At 58.5% G+C, this 18,330-nt stretch carries 18 protein-coding genes; 3 read left to right on the top strand and 15 right to left on the bottom strand.

All coding sequences use genetic code 11. The features are described from left to right. Positions 1-38 precede the first annotated feature (38 nt). Together ACOYNV_RS01790 and ACOYNV_RS01785 are read left to right on the top strand one after the other, a co-directional pair. The gene (locus ACOYNV_RS01790; RefSeq protein ID WP_422898016.1) at positions 39-941 is read left to right on the top strand and encodes an ATP-binding protein; all 903 of its coding nucleotides are present in this window, start codon (positions 39-41) and stop codon (positions 939-941) included. Then, positions 938-1,930, top strand: a complete 993-nt coding sequence (locus ACOYNV_RS01785) for a Nudix family hydrolase (RefSeq protein WP_422898015.1) — start codon at positions 938-940, stop codon at positions 1,928-1,930. The genes ACOYNV_RS01790 and ACOYNV_RS01785 overlap by 4 nt, the downstream gene beginning before the upstream one ends. Positions 1,931-2,060: 130 nt before the next feature. Here ACOYNV_RS01785 and ACOYNV_RS01780 read toward each other — a convergent pair whose 3' ends face one another. From ACOYNV_RS01780 to ACOYNV_RS01725, 12 genes are all read right to left on the bottom strand, one after another. Next, positions 2,061-2,255 (bottom strand): DNA gyrase inhibitor YacG, encoded by a 195-nt coding sequence (locus tag ACOYNV_RS01780; protein WP_422898014.1) that lies wholly within the window; start codon positions 2,253-2,255, stop codon positions 2,061-2,063. Beyond that, entirely contained in the window at positions 2,255-3,010 is a 756-nt protein-coding gene (zapD, locus tag ACOYNV_RS01775) for a cell division protein ZapD (protein WP_422898013.1), read from the bottom strand. Before zapD ends, ACOYNV_RS01780 begins: the two co-directional genes overlap by 1 nt. Positions 3,011-3,070: 60 nt before the next feature. Beyond that, complete coding sequence (coaE, locus tag ACOYNV_RS01770; protein WP_422898012.1) at positions 3,071-3,718, bottom strand: dephospho-CoA kinase; 648 nt, start codon at positions 3,716-3,718, stop codon at positions 3,071-3,073. Beyond that, complete coding sequence (locus ACOYNV_RS01765; RefSeq protein WP_422898011.1) at positions 3,715-4,401, bottom strand: SPOR domain-containing protein; 687 nt, start codon at positions 4,399-4,401, stop codon at positions 3,715-3,717. The genes coaE and ACOYNV_RS01765 overlap by 4 nt, the downstream gene beginning before the upstream one ends. 241 nt (positions 4,402-4,642) lie before the next feature. Continuing rightward, positions 4,643-6,007, bottom strand: coding sequence for a TrpB-like pyridoxal phosphate-dependent enzyme (locus tag ACOYNV_RS01760; protein ID WP_422898010.1), 1,365 nt, complete (start codon positions 6,005-6,007; stop codon positions 4,643-4,645). A gap of 322 nt (positions 6,008-6,329) precedes the next feature. After that, positions 6,330-7,649, bottom strand: coding sequence for a type II restriction endonuclease (locus ACOYNV_RS01755; RefSeq protein ID WP_422898051.1), 1,320 nt, complete (start codon positions 7,647-7,649; stop codon positions 6,330-6,332). Positions 7,650-7,651: 2 nt separating this feature from the next. Beyond that, a complete protein-coding gene (locus tag ACOYNV_RS01750) occupies positions 7,652-8,068 on the bottom strand; it encodes a very short patch repair endonuclease (protein ID WP_422898009.1) in 417 nt (138 codons plus the stop codon). Next, on the bottom strand, positions 8,068-8,349 hold the full coding sequence (locus ACOYNV_RS01745) for a hypothetical protein (RefSeq protein ID WP_422898008.1): 282 nt from the start codon (positions 8,347-8,349) through the stop codon (positions 8,068-8,070). Before ACOYNV_RS01745 ends, ACOYNV_RS01750 begins: the two co-directional genes overlap by 1 nt. Positions 8,350-8,358: 9 nt before the next feature. Next, a complete protein-coding gene (gene dcm, locus ACOYNV_RS01740; protein WP_422898007.1) occupies positions 8,359-9,633 on the bottom strand; it encodes a DNA (cytosine-5-)-methyltransferase in 1,275 nt (424 codons plus the stop codon). A gap of 327 nt (positions 9,634-9,960) precedes the next feature. Next, complete coding sequence (gene speD / locus ACOYNV_RS01735; protein WP_422898006.1) at positions 9,961-10,329, bottom strand: adenosylmethionine decarboxylase; 369 nt, start codon at positions 10,327-10,329, stop codon at positions 9,961-9,963. Between the two features lie 193 nt (positions 10,330-10,522). Continuing rightward, positions 10,523-12,160 (bottom strand): NAD(P)-binding protein, encoded by a 1,638-nt coding sequence (locus ACOYNV_RS01730; RefSeq protein WP_422898005.1) that lies wholly within the window; start codon positions 12,158-12,160, stop codon positions 10,523-10,525. Between the two features lie 4 nt (positions 12,161-12,164). After that, positions 12,165-13,664, bottom strand: coding sequence for a polyamine aminopropyltransferase (locus tag ACOYNV_RS01725; RefSeq protein ID WP_422898004.1), 1,500 nt, complete (start codon positions 13,662-13,664; stop codon positions 12,165-12,167). A 377-nt stretch (positions 13,665-14,041) separates the two neighbouring features. Here ACOYNV_RS01725 and ACOYNV_RS01720 point away from each other — a divergent pair, with 377 nt between their 5' ends. Then, entirely contained in the window at positions 14,042-14,515 is a 474-nt protein-coding gene (locus tag ACOYNV_RS01720; protein ID WP_422898003.1) for a TerB family tellurite resistance protein, read from the top strand. 7 nt (positions 14,516-14,522) lie between these two features. Here ACOYNV_RS01720 and hflX read toward each other — a convergent pair whose 3' ends face one another. The 3 genes from hflX to ACOYNV_RS01705 all read right to left on the bottom strand — a co-directional run bounded on the left by hflX (position 14,523) and on the right by ACOYNV_RS01705 (position 18,224). Next, on the bottom strand, positions 14,523-15,875 hold the full coding sequence (hflX, locus tag ACOYNV_RS01715) for a GTPase HflX (protein WP_422898002.1): 1,353 nt from the start codon (positions 15,873-15,875) through the stop codon (positions 14,523-14,525). Between the two features lie 269 nt (positions 15,876-16,144). Further along, positions 16,145-16,291, bottom strand: a complete 147-nt coding sequence (locus ACOYNV_RS01710) for a hypothetical protein (RefSeq protein ID WP_422898001.1) — start codon at positions 16,289-16,291, stop codon at positions 16,145-16,147. Position 16,292: 1 nt separating this feature from the next. Further along, entirely contained in the window at positions 16,293-18,224 is a 1,932-nt protein-coding gene (locus tag ACOYNV_RS01705; protein WP_422898000.1) for a DUF4178 domain-containing protein, read from the bottom strand. Positions 18,225-18,330: the final 106 nt, after the last annotated feature.

Raw genomic sequence — 18,330 nt, 5'->3', positions numbered from 1 at the left:
AGTGCAGGGGTTTTGAATTTTGCGAAGTATACCGTCCGATGAACGACCCAGCCCTGCAACTTGCCCGTTTTCTTGTCCGCGCCGAAAAGTTGCTCGAACGTATCGAGCCGCTGTTACCGCCCGCCTCCCCCGCGCCGGACTGGAACGCCGCCATTGCCTTTCGCTGGCGCAAGCGCGGAAATGTGGGGTACCTGCAGCCGATTACCCGGCCGTCGATGATCCGCCTCAAGGATTTGCACGACATCGACGATCAGAAAGCGCGCATCGACGCCAACACGCGGCAGTTTGTCTCCGCACAGCCGGCCAACAACGCCCTGCTCACCGGCACTCGCGGCTCGGGCAAGTCGTCCTTGATCAAGGCGCTGCTCAACGAATATGCGCCCAAGGGCTTGCGTGTCATCGAGGTAGAGAAAGGCGACCTGATCGACCTGCCCGACATCGTCGAACTGATCGATGACAGACCGGAGCGTTTCATCATCTTTTGCGACGACCTTTCATTCGACGCCGGGGATGCCACCTTCAAGGCGCTGAAGGTGGTTCTGGACGGCTCGATTTCCTCGGCGCCGGACAATGTGCTGATCTACGCCACCTCGAACCGCCGCCACCTGATGCCCGAGTATTTCGAGGAAAACCTCGAAGGCAAGCGCGTCGGAGAGGAAATCCATCCCGGCGAAGCGGTCGAGGAAAAAATCTCGCTTTCCGAGCGCTTCGGCCTCTGGCTTTCCTTCTACCCCTTCGACCAGGAGGCCTACCTCAACATCGTTGCGCATTGGCTGAAATCCTTCGGCTGTGGGGCGACGGAAATCGCCGGAGCCGAACGCGATGCGCTCAACTGGGCGCTGATGCGCGGCTCGCGTAGCGGGCGCGTGGCCTGGCAGTTCGCCAAGGACTGGGCCGGGACGCACCATCGGCCTGTGACAAAGGCAAAGCGCGGCAGATGACTAAAGTGGTCGATGTGGTCGATGTGGTCGATGTGGTCGATGTGGTCGATGTAGTCGATGTCTCCGCCGCAGTTTTATTGCGCGATGGTGAAGAAGGCGTTGAATTCCTGCTCGCCCAGCGCCCTGAGGGCAAGGTCTATTCCGGCTACTGGGAGTTTCCCGGCGGCAAGGTGGAGCCGGGCGAAACCCTGCGCGAGGCACTGGTGCGCGAGTTGCAGGAAGAACTTGGCATCACCGTCGACCGCGCCTGGCCGTGGTTGTCCCGCCGATTCATCTACCCGCACGCCACCGTCCGCCTGAAGTTCTTTCGCGTTGCTTCATGGCACGGCGATATCTCGCCGATCGAGCACAGCGGACTGGTGTGGACGAAGATCGGCGATCCGGCTTCTGTATCGCCCATCCTGCCAGCCAACGGCCCGATCCTGCGCGCCCTCGAACTGCCTTCGCTCTACGCACTGACCAACGCCGCCGGCAACGGCATCGTTGCTGAATTGGCGAAACTGGAAAAAGCGCTGGCCGGCGGACTGCGACTGATCCAGATTCGCGACAAGACGCTGGCGCCTGCTGAACGGCTGCGCTTTGCCCGTGGTGTGATGGCGCTGGCCAAAGCCCATGCCGACGCTCGCGTGCTGGTTAATGATGATGAACAATTGGCGCACAAAGTGGGCGCCCACGGCCTGCATCTTTCCTCTGGCCGGATCAAGGAGCTCACTCAACGTCCAGCATTTGACCGGGTTGCCGTCTCGTGCCACAACGCCGGGGAACTCTCGCGGGCAGCCACGCTTGGTCTTGACTTTGCCCTGCTCAGCCCGGTTTTGCCGACGCTGACTCACCCTGAAGCCAAAGGCATCGGCTGGGATGAGTTTGAGCGCTTGATCGAGCAATCTCCGTTGCCGGTCTTTGCTCTCGGCGGAATGCAGCCGGAGATGTTCGAAACTGCCTGGAAAAGAGGCGCACACGGGATTGCCCTGATGCGCGGGTGGGGCTAACGGGCATGGCTTTGAAAGTCGCCCAATATTATGAAAGCGCTGCCCGTTTCCCTCACCCCCGGCCCTCCCAGAGGGCGAGGGGAGGTTCAAGCGTCGCTAGCGCGACATTCACGTTAAAAGCCACGAACCGCTATTCTTCTGTCGGAAGTTCGGAGAGCGGATCTTTCGTTTCCTGTACCGGCACCCGGTACGATTCGGACGCCCAGGCACCCAGATCGATCAGCTTGCAGCGCTCGCAACAGAAGGGACGGAATTTGTTGGCGGCATTCCACTCTGATTCGCCGCCGCATTGCGGGCAGCGTACCTTCGCAAGCGGCTTGGGCATCAGAGGTTGCAGAAGATCATGTCAAACTCGACATTGCTCTCGGCACTGCGTGGTCGATGATCATAGTCGGGACAGGTAAAACGGATATTCAGCGCGTACTTGTTGGCGCTGATTTCCGGGACATAGGCCACTTGTGGCTTGAGCGAGACTCGCACCATCTGGGCACCGCTACCGCCCAGCATCAACTGGAAAGTGCCGCCTTCTGCCACCTGATGCTCTGCACGTCCGCTGGCACGCAACAGCCGGAGCACTATATTCAGCCCGCCACGCAGCGGCATCAGGGGCCGGAGCCAGGTGAGCAGCGCCTCGCGGCGCGCATCGGCCGTCTGGTGCTGCCAGTAGTGATAGGAGGGCAAATCAAATTCGCAAACACCACCCGGAATGACCGCCCGACTCTTGATGCCCATCAACCAATCGTTCTCGCGCAAATATTGGCCGATCTTGCCGGTCATGCCGAGCAGTGCGGCAGACGATTGTTCAATTTCGTAGAGCGCGCCGGAAAGCGCCTCTTCTGAAATGTCCGGATTGTTACGGAAGGAGAGCAGGGACTGGCGTTGACGTTCGAGTTCCTGAATCAGATCCATTTTGAGGTCGGCACGACTCGCCACCTCAAGAATCTCGAACAGCGTCAACAGTACAACGTGATGTTCCCGGTGCCCCTGCTGCTCGACAAAGTAGGCCGCCTTGTCGAATAAATCCTCCAGGCGCAACAGTGTGCGTATGCGCTCATTGAAGGGATATTCGTATGTGATCACATCGCCGCCAGATCAAAAAACGGAAAATATGTTTTATTCTGAGGCATTTGCATCAAAACCTCAACAGTTTGCATTAACTGTATCTGCATTTGTTATTGCAGACGCCAGTTCAAGATAACGCTGATTCAGGGCAGCAACCCGGGCACTCAATCCCTCTCGCCCTTCAGCATTCGAAACTACGTCGTCAGCCACCGCCAGCCGTTCGGCACGCGAAGCCTGAGTCGCCATGATAGCCCGAATCTCTCCAGCGGCGAGGCCGCTGCGGGCCATGACGCGGGAAATCTGCACGGCCTCGTCACAATCGACGACCAGGATCCGGTCCACCAGTTCGCGATAAGCCCCGGACTCAAGGAGCAGCGGTACCACCAGCAGCACATAAGGCGCACCACTCGTACCACTCGCAGAGCGGCAGCGAGCCACGCTCTCACGGCGGATCATGGAATGCAGAATGGCTTCCAGCCGGCTCTTGACCGAGGGATCAGAAAAAACAAGGTGACGCATCGCCACACGATCCAGACCGCCCTCGGCGAGCAGTACGGATGAGCCAAACGCCGCCGCGATTTCCGGCATGGCGGCACCCTGCGGCCCGGTGAGTTCATGCGCGATGGCGTCGGTATCGACGACCGCAGCACCGAGAGACGCAAAAAGATCGGCGACCGTGCTCTTGCCGCTGCCAATGCCGCCGGTCAGGCCAACGACAAAACTCACTGTGCCGCCACCGGTGGCTTGCAGACTTCCGGCTTGATCTCCGGCATCGCCTCGGCAACGGTCTGGCGCAGCAAATCGGCCTGCGCTTCCGGCCCGTAAATCTCAAGCGAGGCCGATATCGTTTTGAACGCGCGCTCGGCAACCTTGGCCGTCTTGACGCCTTTGGTCCGCAGCATGTCGAGACGCGCGTTGGCGGCTTCCTTGCTCGAGAACAAGCCCAGCGAAATGGTCAGGTTGTTCGGGCCGGTCTCCTGCACGACAAAAAACTCGGGAACGCCGAGCTTTTTCAACTCGGCGGCTTTACTGTCGGCCTCCTGCTTGTTAGCCAGTGGCGGCATGAAGACCCAATAGCTCGCGCTGCCGGCGATCATCGTGCGCTCGGCCTTGAAAGCCGCCAGCTTCTTCTCGGCCAGCAGGCTTTCAACCCGTACAAGCTCTGCGTTAGGCAAATCGCGCAACAGGATGCAGATGTCCACGGCCTTCTTTTCTGCCACCACTCCGGCTTTATCCGTCTTGATCAATTCCGTTGGCGGATCGTCGCGCGATATCACCTTCACCTGATCGGCCAACAGTTGTTGCTGCACACGCAGCGCATCGGGATCGGACGACGAGCCAAAGTAGCCATGCGTCCACGCCAGAAACAGCAGGTTGGCCAGTATCAACAGGAAAACAAAGGCGCGCATCGGATCGTTATTCCCCGGCCTCAGAGGCTGTGAATTAATTGGTACAAGAATCCAAGACCGTCATTCCGGCGAAGGCCGGAATCTGACCGAAGGAAATGTGCCCCGCAGGAAATACCCTTGGGGTGCAGAGCCAGTGCGTACCTCTGATATTCATGAAAACAATCAGATAGACGAACTGGACCCCGGCCTTCGCCGGGGTGACGGGTGAGGAGATTAGGCTGAAATGAATTCTTCACTGGCCTCAGCCGACCTTCGGCAGATGCTTCAAGGATTCCCTGATCGCCTCTTCCGGGTAGTCGAAGTCTTCCAGTTCGCCGGCGAAATAACGGTCATAGGAAGCCATGTCGAAGTGGCCGTGGCCGGTCAGGTTGAAGAGGATGGTCTTGGCCTCGCCGGTTTCCTTGCAGCGCAACGCTTCGTCGATGGCGCCACGGATGGCATGGTTCGATTCCGGCGCCGGAATGATCCCCTCGGCGTGGGCAAACATCACGCCAGCATCAAAGGTCGCCAGTTGCGGCACGGCAATCGCTTCGATCAGACCTTCGTGATAAAGCTGCGAGACGAGCGGCGAAGCGCCGTGATAGCGCAATCCGCCGGCATGAATGCCCGGTGGCATGAAATCGTGACCCAGCGTATACATCTTCATCAGCGGTGTGAAGCCGGAGGCATCCCCGAAGTCGTAGGCGTAATCGCCCTTGGTCAGCGATGGACAGGACGACGGCTCAACAGCCACCAGTCGCACCGGTTTGCCGTTGCGCCCGCCGGCCGCATTGTCGGCAATGAACGGGAAGGCAATACCGGCGAACGAGGAGCCGCCGCCACAGGGGGCGAATATGACGTCCGGCCAGTCACCGGCCAGTTCGAACTGCTTCCTGGCTTCCAGCCCGATGATGGTCTGATGCAGGGCGACGTGATTGAGCACCGAGCCGAGCGCGTAGTTGGTATCGGCACGCGAGGCCGCCTCTTCGACCGCTTCGGAAATAGCCAGACCGAGCGAACCCAAGTTTTCCGGGTCTTTGGCCAGCGCCTCGCGGCCGGTCTGCGTCATGTTCGACGGGCTGGCGAACACCTCGGCGCCCCAGGTCTGCATCATCGAACGGCGGTAAGGCTTCTGGCCGTAGCTGACCTTGACCATGTAAACACGGACCTCAAGCCCGAACATCTGGCCAGCCAGCGCCATCGAACAGCCCCACTGACCGGCACCGGTTTCGGTGGTGATGCGCTTGATTCCGGCCTGCTTGTTGTAATAAGCCTGCGCCACGGCAGTGTTCGGCTTGTGCGAACCGACCGGCGAAACGCTTTCATTCTTGTAGTAAATCCTGGCCGGGGTACCGAGCATTTCTTCGAGCCGCGCGGCACGCACCAGCGGCGACGGGCGCCACAAGCGATAAATTTCACGCACCGGCTGCGGAATCGGAATCCAGCGCTCGCTCGACATTTCCTGCTCAAGAATGGCCATCGGGAAAATGGCGCCCATCTGCTCCGGCGTCGCCGGCTGGCCATCCGGCCCGAGCGGCGGCAGCGGCGGATTGGGCATGTCGGCCGCCACGTTGTACCAGTGCGTCGGAATTTCTGATTGGGGCAACACGAAGCGAAGCGATTCCATTAAAGCTCCCTGAAACTGGTTATTGGTCGAAAGGGTGCAAGTATAACTGTGGGCGCGAAGTCGTGCAGCAGGCGGTGAGGGTGGTGGGTGCTGTTGAAAGAGTTTGAAGTTCCACTCCCGACCGGCCTGCAAGGCAATAAATACAACGACCTTCGAAATCAGTTCCAACACAAGCCTGTGTTTATTCGGGTCTCGCGACATGAAGTGACACGCAGGCCTCGTAGGTAGGCTGACTGGCAGTTTTGTACGCGCTAGAGTTGTAAAAAATATGCTGCGGTTGCCATCGAAATAGCACCGATTTTCATCGGTTAACCTTTGCACTTTATATTAGAAGCATGGAACGTAAGCAACCCCGTTTGGTAGAAATCTCACTGTCAAAAAACTCTCGAAAACTGATCACATTTGACTTGCCAGCGTAACAGGCTTCTTTTGAATTCTTGAGCGATTCTGGAACTACGAGTTGAATGCCTTGTTTATTCATATCTGAAATAGCTTCGTCTGAAACGCGATCATCAACAGTGGCAAAAAACAGAGCGCAGTTGAATTTTTCCATTACCAGTTGTTTCCATCGTTCTCGAAGCGTCGTCTTTGCTGAAAGAATTAGAGCCTCGTTAAAGGTGCGTTTGTTAGATTTCAGCGTTATCAGGTTTGGAAGAACAAAATCGGGACGTCTGCCGCCCATTACTGCTTGCTCCTGAAAGGAAATGCATCCATCTCGAAAGAGCCTCGCTATGTGTTGTTCGAACGAACGCCCTGCGCGAGATTTTCGCTGCTGGCTGGCACTCAGGAATGTGGCATCAAGTTCGGGATATCCTAGAACTACCGAAGTAACAAGATCGGAACCTCTATTATTGATGATTCTGATCACCTCGGCTGCCCTATAGCGCCTTTCGGCTCGTTTATAGAGTGCATACTCAATATCTCTGCTTATCGTCATCAGCGCGTCACCTGGGCAAGTTATCGCGTATGGGTCGAGCAACTCTAGGCCGTTTAGACAAAGAAACCTCCTTTGTGCTTCAAGTGCAAAATACTCAGGGGTGGGCATCCGAGATAGCAAAGCAACAAACCTTTCAAGTATTCCAGTTCTTATAGCTTCGTTGAGTTCATTGATGAGTTCCTCGGTTTCATCTATCTGGATTTTAAAGACCTCTTTCGGTTCGAACAGGGCGCAATGGAATTCAACGCCCAAATCGAACTGAGTCTCTAATAGTTCTGCCTCCTCTGAAGCGGAGTCAATGGTCATAAACCAATACTTGCTGTCGCCAATTGGCTCCTGAAGCAACCCACCTACCAATAGCGATGCAGGGGTAAGTCCGGCAAACTCATCCTTTGGCACTACGGTGAAGTGCATCTCTGTGCCTTTATTTGAGAAATGCCTCAAACACGACTCCTTGATTTCTCCTGTTGCCGGCCAGAAAGTTTTAATTTTGGATATGTAAATGTGCGGTTTTTTCGGATTTTCATTTCTCAGCGTGGGGAAAAATCCTGCCTCCCTGATTTCTCGTGGAATATACACACCGTTCTGGTGACCGTTGAGTCGGTCATCAGCCCAACTGCAATCATTCCGTGAAAGCTTTTTTATGAGCAATCGAGAGCTTTTCGTTATCCATTCATGAATACCAAGCCACGGGGTAGAAACCATAATCAATTGCCCTCGATAATATCCAGATAAAGGGACTGTAGCCGCGAGTCGTTATGTCGCAATTCACACTCCCACACTACCAGTACTTTCCAGTTCATCTCTTGAAGTACTGCAATTTGATACTGATCCCGAGCTACGTTTTCTGAAAGCTTGTTTTCCCAAAATTCCACACGACTAGCTGGCATAGTTGCGTACTTGCAACCGTCGTGACGGTGCCAAAAACAACCATGAATGAATACAACTTTGCGATATCTTGGAAAAACAATATCTGGCTTACCAGGAAGTGATTGCACATGTAGGCGGTAGCGCAGACCACGCTGATGCAAATATCGACGGACAATTAATTCGGGCTTTGTGTTTTTCCCCCTAATACTGGCCATCATCCTGCTACGGGTTGCTTTGTCGACTACGTCTGCCATTAAGCGTCTAGGTGCATTCCGACGGCACGCATGAAAAAAGGGTAGGCAGCTTCAACGAAAATTTCATGCCCCAAACCACTATCGAGTTCTTCCAGCAGAAAGCGAAGTTCAACAGCCTCCGATGAAGAAAATACGACATTGCCGTCAGCGATGGAAATAATTTCACCAGGATCATCTTCGGGATGGAAAAGCAGCCCTTTGGTTTGTAATTCAGAAAACCAAAGCAATGCACCATCAAAGGAAACTTCTTGCAGTTTTGGAATGCGGGAAATGGTTTGCATGGTTTCTCCTTAAGCATTTGCATAACGAAATGGCAATTCAGGTTCCAGGATATCAGCATCCAGACAAGGATGCATCAATTTTGCGACATGTCGCATAACATCGACCACGACCGAATTTCCGAACTGTCTGTAGGCCCGCATATCCGAAACCGGAATCCTGAACGAGTCCGGGAAACCCATCAGCCGTGCGCATTCGCGCGGTGTCAGCCGGCGTGGATTCACACCTTCGCCTTGGTAAACGAGGATTTCCGAACCGTCCTTGTAGTAGCGTGCCGAGAGGGTGCGCGTCACGCTGTCCGGGTAGGCCAGCCCGAAGCCGAAACCGTTGCCGGCGGCGCGGTGCTTGGCAGCGTAGGCTTGCAGGTAGGCCCAGAGCTTGTCGGTCAGGGTGTATTTCTGATCGATACGGTTCGCGGTGTGGTTGAAGAAACGTTCGCCGTCCCATGGCAGTTGCGGCTCGCTGCCATCCGTTTTATGCAGTATCTCCGCCAGTTTGCGCTGGCCTTTGGCGGGCAACGGCAGGGCGTCGAAGTCGAAGTCGACCGCTTCGCGAAAGCCGACGATGAGAATGCGCTCACGGTGCTGCGGTACGAAGTGGGCGCCGTCGATGACGCGATAGTGGATGTGGTAGCCGAGTTCGTCGCGCAGGGTGCGGCAGATGACGTCGAAGGTGCGGCCTTTATCGTGCGAGACGAGGTTTTTGACGTTTTCCAGCAGGAAGGCGCGCGGGCGCTTGGTCTGGATGATGCGGGCGACGTCGAAAAAGAGCGTGCCTTGCGTTTCGCAGGCAAAGCCGTGGGCGCGGCCAAGCGCGTTTTTCTTGGAGACGCCGGCAATCGAGAAGGGCTGGCAGGGAAAGCCGGCGAGCAACAGGTCGTGATCGGGAATTTCGGCGGCGTCGATCTGCGTAATGTCGCCATTGATGGCGTGACCGCCGGGGAAATTTTCGGCATAGGTCTTCTGCGCGTAGCTATCCCACTCGCTGGTGAACACGCAACGCCCGCCCAGCCCCTCGAATGCCATTCGTATACCACCGATGCCGGCGAAGAGGTCAATATAGTTGAAGCCGGCTTCGCCTTCGAAGGGCGTATCCAGCGGCAGCAGGCGTTGCAGGCCAAAAATGTAGTGCTGGGGCACCGATTGGTTGATTACCCAGCGGCGAACGGTACGCGCGTCAATGCCGAGGTGGCGGGCGATATCCGCCTGTTTGTGATGTTTAAGCGCTGCCGTGAGGTAACTTGTGGCGAGATCGCGATCGGGGCCGGTATGGAGAACAGTTACCATGACATTTTCTTTCTCTGGGAGCAAATGCGGACATTACGCCCGTTTATAACCCGGAGCAAGCTCGATTTTTCGCCCGCACCGATTCCGCCTGATCCAACCGGATAGCCGATTTTTCTGGTTCCGGGTGAGACATCGCAGTGCCAGGAATTCGGTGACGGATCGCCGTTAAAAAATGCGTCGGACAGAGAGGCTCGTCGAATGGTCATCTACGAGCCACATACCTGAAGATCGTTTATTTACGCCACTCTTCAGGCATTGGCGGTGCAGAACGCCTATCCATGCGGCTTGCAGCTTACTGATCAGGTTTACGACCGAGGTGTTCGTTGATCAGCCCCCACGCTCGACTTCGCGCATTTCCACCTTCACCGGCGCGAAGGCGGCGATCAGCCGGTCGCAGGCCGCACGGGCGGCGGCGCGGTTGTCCTGACTGAAGTTGCAGACGTAGAGGTCGAGCGTGACGGCATTGAGTTCCGGCCAGGTATGCACGGCCAGATGCGATTCGGCGAGGATCACTGCGCCGGTGGCGCCGGCCGGTTCGCTGTCGTTGCCGAACTGGTGAAAGACCTGCCCGACGGGTGTCAGGCCGGGCGAGGTGCAGACGGCCAGACATAATTCACGCAGCGCGTCGACGCTGAGCAGCAGGCGCGGCTGGCATCGGCAGTCGTGGAGTTCGGCGATGAGGTGCAGTCCATTCATCCTAAAAACCTCAGTTGACCGCGACTAATTGACCGCAACGCCAGATTTGACGGGGGTTTAGCCCTCACCCCAACCCTCTCCCGCGGGGAGAGGGGGTTTGCACCCTTCTCCCCGCGGGAGAAGGGCCGGGGATGAGGGCTTGCGACATTGGCATTACATCCAACTGCGGTTTTATGGTTCATGAGCAGTGCTTTCAACTGAGCGAAGTAGTAAAACGCTTGCCAAGACGGTGCAGCGTTCGTTCTGCCGCCAGAACGCCGCGGTACTGCGCCTCCTCGAACAGCGAGAAGCCGCTGACGTCGGCATGGGCGAAGCGCAAATGGGTGCCATCGGCGGCAAACAGGCGGCGTGCTTCGCCCCCGATCAGACCCGGCAACGGGCGCGCCATGGCGTGGCCATTGCGGAAGATATCGAGGCGCGTCGTTACCTGCCGGATATCCGGATGCGGCCGTTCCAGTTCGGCGAGTATCTGTTCGGCCCAGTCCTCGCGCGAGGTGTCCTGCAAGGCCGTTCGTCCCTGCTGCGGCATCATGCCGGACAGCGCACGGTAGTAGGTGAACACGGTGGCGCCCGGACGCATGCGCATCTGCTGGTGCGTCGATACCACGTAGCCCAGACCGGGACTGTCGTAAAGTACATTGTCCCAGGCCGGAGCCATGCCGGCGCGTTCCTCGGGGTGGCGCGCAAGCGTCAGGTTGGCGACCAGCCACGGTGCATGGGAATAAGTTCGGGCCGCCGACTTCAGTGACTCGTGGCCGGCAAAGACATGGGGAACGAGGAACAGCGGTGCAGCCCAGATCAGTTGCCCGGCGACCAGCCGCAGCGTGCGTTTTTCCGCCGGCAGCCACAGATCGACGCTCATCTTCCCGTCAACTTCGGCAACGCGGAAGGCCAGCGCCCCGCTCAGCAGGCGATCTCCGGCACGCGTCTTGATACTTTTCGCCATGCCTTCGGCCAGCCAGCCATTGCCGCCCGGCGTGGTGAGCACGGTTTCGCTCGCCGCATCCTGCGCTTCGCCATTGCGGCAGGCAAAGTAATGAATGCCGGCCCAGGCGGAAACTTCGGCGCTGCTCGTGCCGTAATCGTCGCGGCAGGCGTAATCGACGTACCAGTGCAGATGCGGCGAATCGAGTCCCTGCGCCAGCAGCCAGTCGCGCATGGTCAGCTTGTCGAGCGTCAGCAGGTCGGGGGACTGGCTGGAGAAGGCCATGGGCAGGGCAAAGGCGCGGCGACCGACGTCGCGCCGCTGCTTGAAGGCGTCCATCAGGGCAGAAAATCGCCGGTATTGTTCATGCTCGGCGGAACTTACGCCAAGCTGCGGCAGCACACCATCCTGCCACCAGCCATTGCGGTACAGCCGTTCCTGCGGTGTCGCGCAGAGATAGCGTTCGTCGAAGCGCGGGCGGGCGGCGCGCGGGTCGCCCTGCAATACGCCGAGTTCTGCCAGTAGTTCGCGCACCGCTGTTGCCTCGCGCGTCGGCAACGGCAGGTAGTGCGCGGCCAGAGGATAGGCGCTGACTTCGTTCTGCCCGGCACGTGAATTTCCTCCGGCTTCGGCTTCCAGTTCGACCATCAGGAAGTCGTTGAAGCCGGACTTTGCCAGTTTCCATCCGGCCGACAGTCCGCCGATGCCGGCGCCGACGATAAGCACCGGAACGTGCTGCGTCTCGGTCGCTGCGGGCAGGCTGTTTTCGCGCAGCAGATGCCCGGGATCGATTGCGGTGCCGAGCAGCGCACCGGGCGGCAGGGCGGGCTTGGCCGGGCTGCTGCAGCCGGGAAGGGAAGCCAGACCGGCTGCGGCCATTGAGGCGAGGAAATCGCGGCGACGCATGCGCTTAACGAACTACCTGCCGCCACTCGTTCTCGAAGTAGCGCACCAGCACCTGATTGTTGAGCCGGTTCACCTCGGCGTCGACGCGCGCCATGTCCTTGGGAAACTGGAACAGCGCCGGAGTTGTTTCGGGTGTCAGGAAGCGCGTCTCGACGGCATAGCTGGCCGGCGGCTGATAGGCGCGACGACCGGCCAACACGAAACCCCATTCGCCAAACGACGGCACCAGCGCGTGATAGGGCGTCACGACCAGACCGACATCTTCCAGCGTGGTCACCACGCACCAGAACGATTGGCGGGCGTAGAGCGGCGAAGTGGACTGGATGACGGCCAGCGCACCTGCCGAAAGGTGCTTCTCCAGCAGGCGATAGAAGGCGGCGCTGTAGAGTTTGCCGATGGCGAAATTTGACGGATCGGGAAAATCCACCACCACAAAGTCAAAAAGCGCGTCGTTGTCTTCCAGCCATTTCAGCGCGTCGGCGTTGACTACTTTGACCTTGGGCGAATGCAGCGCGTCGGCGTTGAGCTTGCGTAGCGGGGCGGCCGTCGAGAAAAGTTGCGTCATCGCCGGATCGAGGTCGACCAGCGTTACCGTCTCGACCTGCGGGTACTTGAGAATCTCGCGCACCGCCAGACCGTCGCCGCCGCCGAGCACCAGCACGCGCCGCGCGCCGGGCAGGGTAGACAATGCGGGATGCACCAGCGCCTCGTGGTAGCGGTATTCGTCGCGCGAACTGAACTGCAGATTGTTGTTGAGAAACAGGCGCAGATCATCCTTCCAGCGCGTAATCACGATGTGCTGGTAGGGCGAGTTCTCGCTGTAAACGATCTCGTCGGCGTAAAGGTGCGCCTCGGCCAGCGAGGTAAATTGCCCGGCTGCCGCGAAACCGAGCGCCAGCATGATCAGCGAGACAAAAGCCTGCGTTCTCAGCCAGAAGGCGTTGCGCAGTTGCTCGCGGAACAGCCACAGCGCCCACAGCGCGACCAGCACGTTGAGCAGGCCGAAGAGCAGGCCGCTGCGCACCAGCCCGAGATGGGGCACCAGCAACAACGGAAAAAGAATGGAGACGGCCAGCGCGCCGAGATAGTCGAAGGTGAGCACCTGCGAGACGAGATCCTTGAAGCTCAGGTCGCGCTTGAGGATGCGCATGATCAGCGGAATTTCCAGACCGACCAGCACGCCGATACCAAACACCGCGAGGTACAGCGCCAGTTGGAAAGGCGTCGAGAACCAGACAAAAATGAAAAACAGCCCAGCGGCCGAGAACCCGCCGAGCACGCCGACCATCAGCTCGATCTGTACAAAACGAGCTACCAGATTGCGTTCAACGAAGCGCGACAGCCACGAACCGATGCCCATGGCAAACAGATAGGTGCCGATGACCGTCGAAAATTGGGTTATCGAATCGCCAAGCAGATAGCTCGACAGCGCGCCGGCAATCAGCTCGTAGGCCAGGCCGCAGGATGCGATAACGAAGACGGAAAAGAGGAGGGCCTGATTCATTGAATAGGGAATCTGTTCGAGTCCGATCTATTCTATTCTGAAAAGTGGATTAACCTTACTCTGGTAGTTTGCGAATATTTCAACAATCCACCGCAGAGACGCAAAGACGCAGAGGAAACGCAGAGGACCCGGACCCCAATTGTTTTTAAAGGTTTTCTCTGCGAAACCTTTGCGACTTTGCGGCTCTGCGGTGGGTGTTCCGGCATTTTTTCACAACCTATGAGTCCACAGTCGGGTTGCCGGCATGACCGCGACCGAAAAAGCCATGGTCGGATGCAGAAAATCAATGACGCTATACAATTTGGGCATCGCCTCGATAGATATCGAGTTCATCACGTGTTCAGCGAATTGCCCACCACTACCCCAGAGGGATATCCATGATCGCCAGCATTAAAGGATTCTTCAGCCAGTTCATCGAACCAGGAACAAGTCAAAGCGCGGCTGGCAGTGAAAAAGCGCTACAGATCGCTACTGCTGCCTTGCTGCTGGAGATGATGCGCATGGATGACCACATCGCCGTTGAAGAGCGTAACTCCATCGTCGCAACATTACGCCAGCAGTTCGGGCTTGATGCTGAGCAACTGGAAACCTTGCTCGGCCTGGCAGAGCAGGAGGCGGGTCAAGCCAGCGGCTACTACCAATTCACTTCCCTGATCAACAAGGCCTGCAACGCCGAGCAGAAAATCCGCATCATCGAAAACATGTGGCAGGTGGCGATGGCCGATGGGCACCTTGATGCGCACGAACTGCATCTGATGCGCAAGATCGCCGACTTGCTTTATGTAGGTCATGCGGATTATGTCGCCGCCAAACAGAGAGCGCGTCAATCGGCCAACTTGCCGCCGGCTTAGACGCTCACTAAGCCCGGCTGAACTGCTCGCGCAGGCCCTTGACAGCGTCGCTTTCGCCACGTACGCGAAAAAACGCGCCCTCACCGTCGGCACGCTCCGCCAGCACCTCACAACTTGCGTAGATTGCCCCACGCAGTTGCTGTGCCGACCAAGGCAGAAAAATCTCGTCCTCGACAAGATTCCCCTGGAAAAACCCGACGATTCTCTCGCGTAGCTTGGCAACGTCGTCAGGGCGGCGCGCGCTCATCACGATGCAATCCGGATACTGCGCACGCAGCGCCGCGGCACATTCGCTTTGTGCCGCGGCGTCCCCGACGTGATCGATCTTGTTGAAGATACGAATGAGCGGCACGGCTTTCGCACCAATCTCGTCAAGCACGTCGTCTGTAACCTCAAGCTGGCGTTCAAACCCGGGATCGCTGGCGTCGATGATGTGGAGCAGCAGCGACGCATCAAGCGCCTCTTCGAGTGTGGATTTGAACGACGCGACGAGACCGTGCGGCAGATTCTTGATGAAACCGACCGTGTCGCTGACCAGTATGCGCGGCACGCTCTCGGGGTGGAGCGCGCGCACGGTGGTGTCGAGGGTGGCGAAGAGTTTGTTGGCGACCAGCACCTCGCTGCCGGTGAGTGCTCGCATCAGGGTGGACTTGCCGGCGTTGGTGTAGCCGACCAGCGCAACCCCAGCCAGCCCCTGGCGCTCTTGCCGCCGGGCACGTTGCGTCTTGCGCTCGACATCCATGGCGGTGATTTCCAACTGCAGTTCGGCAATCCGGTCACGGATCTTGCGGCGATCCATCTCGGTGTGCGACTCGCCAGCCCCGCGGCCACCGAGGCCGCTGCGCTGCCGCCCTTGCGGCCCGGCGAGCTTCGCCGCCTCGCGCAGGCGCGGTGCCATGTAACCGAGGCGCGCGATCTCAACCTGCGCACGGGCGGCGCGAGAGCGGGCGTTGCGGTGAAAGATTTCGAGGATGACCATGGTCCGGTCCATCACCTGGCAGCCGACCTCCTTTTCGAGGTTACGCGCCTGCGATGGAGATATCTCGTGGTCGACGAAGATGACGTCGATTTCACCGCTGCAAGGGTCAGCGGCGCTCTGCCGCGTTTCATTCAACTCGGCAAACTCGGGTTCGTTGTTCACGAAGCAGCGTATTTCTTCCCGCTTTCCGACGCCCAGATAGGCCGTCTTGTCGAAGCCGGAGCGCTTCTGCATGAACTTGTGTACGACCTCGAACCCCAGTGTTTTTGCCAATTCGCGCAGTTCGGTCAACGACGCCTCGAACTCGACGTCGCTCACGCTCGGCAGTTGAACAGCCGCCACGACGGCGAACCTGGACTTCTCTTGGACTTCTCTTTGCATGCGGAAATTGCTTCTCTTGAGTGGGCAAAGACAGATAGTACCCGCCAAGGTCATTGAACGACTATCGACCATTCTGCTGAAGGCGTTTCCGGACATGGAGGAGATGCTTGAGTACACCCGTCTTTAGACGATCTACAGGAAGTGTGTGCCAGCGGCCGCATAAAACCATGTCCTGCGGGGCATGCCTTGAAGATGCCCGTGTTTATTGGCTCTCAGCCCTGCTTCTTGTTGGCTATTGAGCAATGGACAGGCAGAGAAAAACCCGCTTCCTACTTGTGATAGGCGCGGCTTCCGCTGCCCGCAAGACGCGCAGTTTGCGCGCTGGCACTGCGCTCGAAGAGGTTCCAGCCCTGATACTGGGCATGGGAAAAGAAAGCCAGCGCGAGCAGCCCGATGACGAGGTTGGTCTTGATCATCTCATTCGTCCTCGTCGTTCCCGCTGTCGCTTTCCTCACCGCCGCCGAGGTCGCTTTCGTTCCAGCGCTTCGCCTCGAAGGCACTGCGCCGCCAGCGCGAATAAAGCGGGAAAAGAACCAGGAAGATCATCACGAACACGTAGTTCGACCAGGTCACCGGGTTGCGAACGACTGCAACTGTGTCGGCCACGGCGTCAACCCGATCTTTGCCAAGCTCATACTCGATGGTCAGGTAATAGGTTCCGGGCGGGATGTCCTTGAAGGCGATGGCGTCGTCCTTGTTCCCTTCCGACCAGCTTTCGCCGTCATCGACGCCACGGTAGTAGCTGACTTCCTGCGCGCCCTGATAGGCCTCGCCGGTTTTCTTCTCGACCAGCGTGGTGGTGATGTCCACCCAGTTGTTTTCAACGTCGGTGCTGTGCCGGACGCGCAGCGATTTGGCCCGGCTGGGCAGGGTGAATTCCTGCGTGGTCAGCGTCGCTTCTTCATTGAACGGCGAAAGGACCAGTTGCTGTTTGAGAACGAGATGCGATGCGAAGATGAAAACGAAGGCCAGTTGCACCACGGTCGCCGCCAGCGCCAGCTTCCAGAACAGGCTGAATACGCCGCGATGGCGCTCGATCAGCGGGTTGGGCTGGTTGGCAAAAACGCCGATCCGCGCCGGCGCCGTTGCCTTGATCTTGAACGCCGCGCACAAGGCTTCCGGCTCCAGATAGTCGCTCTCCGACCAGCTGGCTTCCTTGTCCGTCACCTCGCGCGAGAGCATCAGCGGCGGGCAGATGTAGTCTTCGACGAGACACGATTCGCCGACCGCGACGCGCCAGTAGAATTCGCCGACGACGTAGGTGACTTCCGCTTTTCCCGAGCTGAACAGCTTGAACTCACTATCCTTGCGCTTGAATGAAGCCTGTCCGCGACTGACCGCAGGCGGGCTGGACAGCGTACGCGCGTAGTTCCAGTGGCCCTGATATTCGGTCAGCCAGGCAAAACCCTGCTCGGCGTTGAACAGCAGGTATTCGGACCAGGCGTAATCGACGCCGCCCGAGCGCGTGCTGCGCCGCATGAAGCCGATGGCTTCCCATTCAACGTCGTGCAAGTTGCCCTTGCTGCCGAGCGGCAGCCACGGCACGACGCGCATCGACTGCGCGGCGCTGGCCAGCAAGCGCACGTTCTCGTTTTCGACGCCGATGATCGAGCCGCAACTGTCGCAGGCGACGCTCTCGATGGCGCCGGAGTGCACGCTGAGCGGCGAGGCGCAGTGCGGGCAGTTGAAGGCCCTGGCCTTGATCGTTGGCACACCGCCAGCCGAAAGCGTGCGCTCATCCTTGAGATTGGCCAGCTTGAGTTCGTCGAAAGTGGCCTGATAGCCGACAAAAACCAGCGGCGGCGTTTCACTGTAGTCGATGGTGACAAAGCGGTCGCTGCTTCTCAGGTCGGCGGCGTTAACGTCGTAGCCGGCTTCAACCTTGAATGGCAGTTCGCCCTGCCCGGAGATGCAGCGCGCCGATTCGAGGTCGGTGACGGTGAAACTGCGTCCGGCGATGCTGACGGGCATTTCCGGCTTCAGCGACTCGAAGGCTGGCAATGTTTCGCTGACCGGCACCAGCGTACTGACCACGAATTCGCCGCCAGCCTCCGATAGCCAGGCGCTGCGCGCATCGTCGAAAATGATGTGCCATTCGTTCCACAGCCCGGCCTCGTGCTTGAGCTGGATGCGCCCGATAACGCCAAAGTGCAGCCCGCGGAACGTCCCCTCGCTGCCGATCTGGATAAGGGTCGGGTCGTCCAGCAAGTCGGCCATGCGGCCGAGGTTCTTCAGGTCCTCGCCGTCACGCAGCAAGGTGCTGCGACAGAATTCGCAGACGGCATAGACCGAAGCCGCCGAGCGGAAGCTGACCGGCGCGCCGCAGGATGGGCAGTTAGCGGTTTTCACTGCACATTCTGAAAAGCGGCACGTCCACCGCGAAGGCGCAAAGGGGCAAAGATAACGCAAAGGTTAACCCTGGGAACGCAATGCATTTCTTTGCGTGCCCTTGGCA

It is taken from the genome of Propionivibrio sp., from assembly GCF_049316945.1.
Classification (GTDB): Bacteria; Pseudomonadota; Gammaproteobacteria; order Burkholderiales; family Rhodocyclaceae; genus Propionivibrio.
The sequence above is the reverse complement of the archived record's forward strand: the minus strand, read 5'-3'. Positions and strand labels throughout refer to the sequence as shown.

What these genes read in the sequence shown, in the direction of transcription:
- ACOYNV_RS01725 (WP_422898004.1), bottom strand. Translation starts at nt 13,664, where the DNA reads ATGAATCAGGCCCTCCTCTTTTCCGTCTTCGTTATCGCATCCTGCGGC.
- ACOYNV_RS01755 (WP_422898051.1), bottom strand. Translation starts at nt 7,649, where the DNA reads ATGGTTTCTACCCCGTGGCTTGGTATTCATGAATGGATAACGAAAAGC.
- ACOYNV_RS01785 (WP_422898015.1), top strand. Translation starts at nt 938, where the DNA reads ATGACTAAAGTGGTCGATGTGGTCGATGTGGTCGATGTGGTCGATGTG.
- dcm (WP_422898007.1), bottom strand. Translation starts at nt 9,633, where the DNA reads ATGGTAACTGTTCTCCATACCGGCCCCGATCGCGATCTCGCCACAAGT.
- ACOYNV_RS01745 (WP_422898008.1), bottom strand. Translation starts at nt 8,349, where the DNA reads ATGCAAACCATTTCCCGCATTCCAAAACTGCAAGAAGTTTCCTTTGAT.
- ACOYNV_RS01720 (WP_422898003.1), top strand. Translation starts at nt 14,042, where the DNA reads ATGATCGCCAGCATTAAAGGATTCTTCAGCCAGTTCATCGAACCAGGA.
- ACOYNV_RS01710 (WP_422898001.1), bottom strand. Translation starts at nt 16,291, where the DNA reads ATGATCAAGACCAACCTCGTCATCGGGCTGCTCGCGCTGGCTTTCTTT.
- ACOYNV_RS01760 (WP_422898010.1), bottom strand. Translation starts at nt 6,007, where the DNA reads ATGGAATCGCTTCGCTTCGTGTTGCCCCAATCAGAAATTCCGACGCAC.
- ACOYNV_RS01750 (WP_422898009.1), bottom strand. Translation starts at nt 8,068, where the DNA reads ATGGCAGACGTAGTCGACAAAGCAACCCGTAGCAGGATGATGGCCAGT.
- hflX (WP_422898002.1), bottom strand. Translation starts at nt 15,875, where the DNA reads ATGCAAAGAGAAGTCCAAGAGAAGTCCAGGTTCGCCGTCGTGGCGGCT.
- ACOYNV_RS01765 (WP_422898011.1), bottom strand. Translation starts at nt 4,401, where the DNA reads ATGCGCGCCTTTGTTTTCCTGTTGATACTGGCCAACCTGCTGTTTCTG.
- ACOYNV_RS01730 (WP_422898005.1), bottom strand. Translation starts at nt 12,160, where the DNA reads ATGCGTCGCCGCGATTTCCTCGCCTCAATGGCCGCAGCCGGTCTGGCT.
- speD (WP_422898006.1), bottom strand. Translation starts at nt 10,329, where the DNA reads ATGAATGGACTGCACCTCATCGCCGAACTCCACGACTGCCGATGCCAG.
- ACOYNV_RS01780 (WP_422898014.1), bottom strand. Translation starts at nt 2,255, where the DNA reads ATGCCCAAGCCGCTTGCGAAGGTACGCTGCCCGCAATGCGGCGGCGAA.
- ACOYNV_RS01790 (WP_422898016.1), top strand. Translation starts at nt 39, where the DNA reads ATGAACGACCCAGCCCTGCAACTTGCCCGTTTTCTTGTCCGCGCCGAA.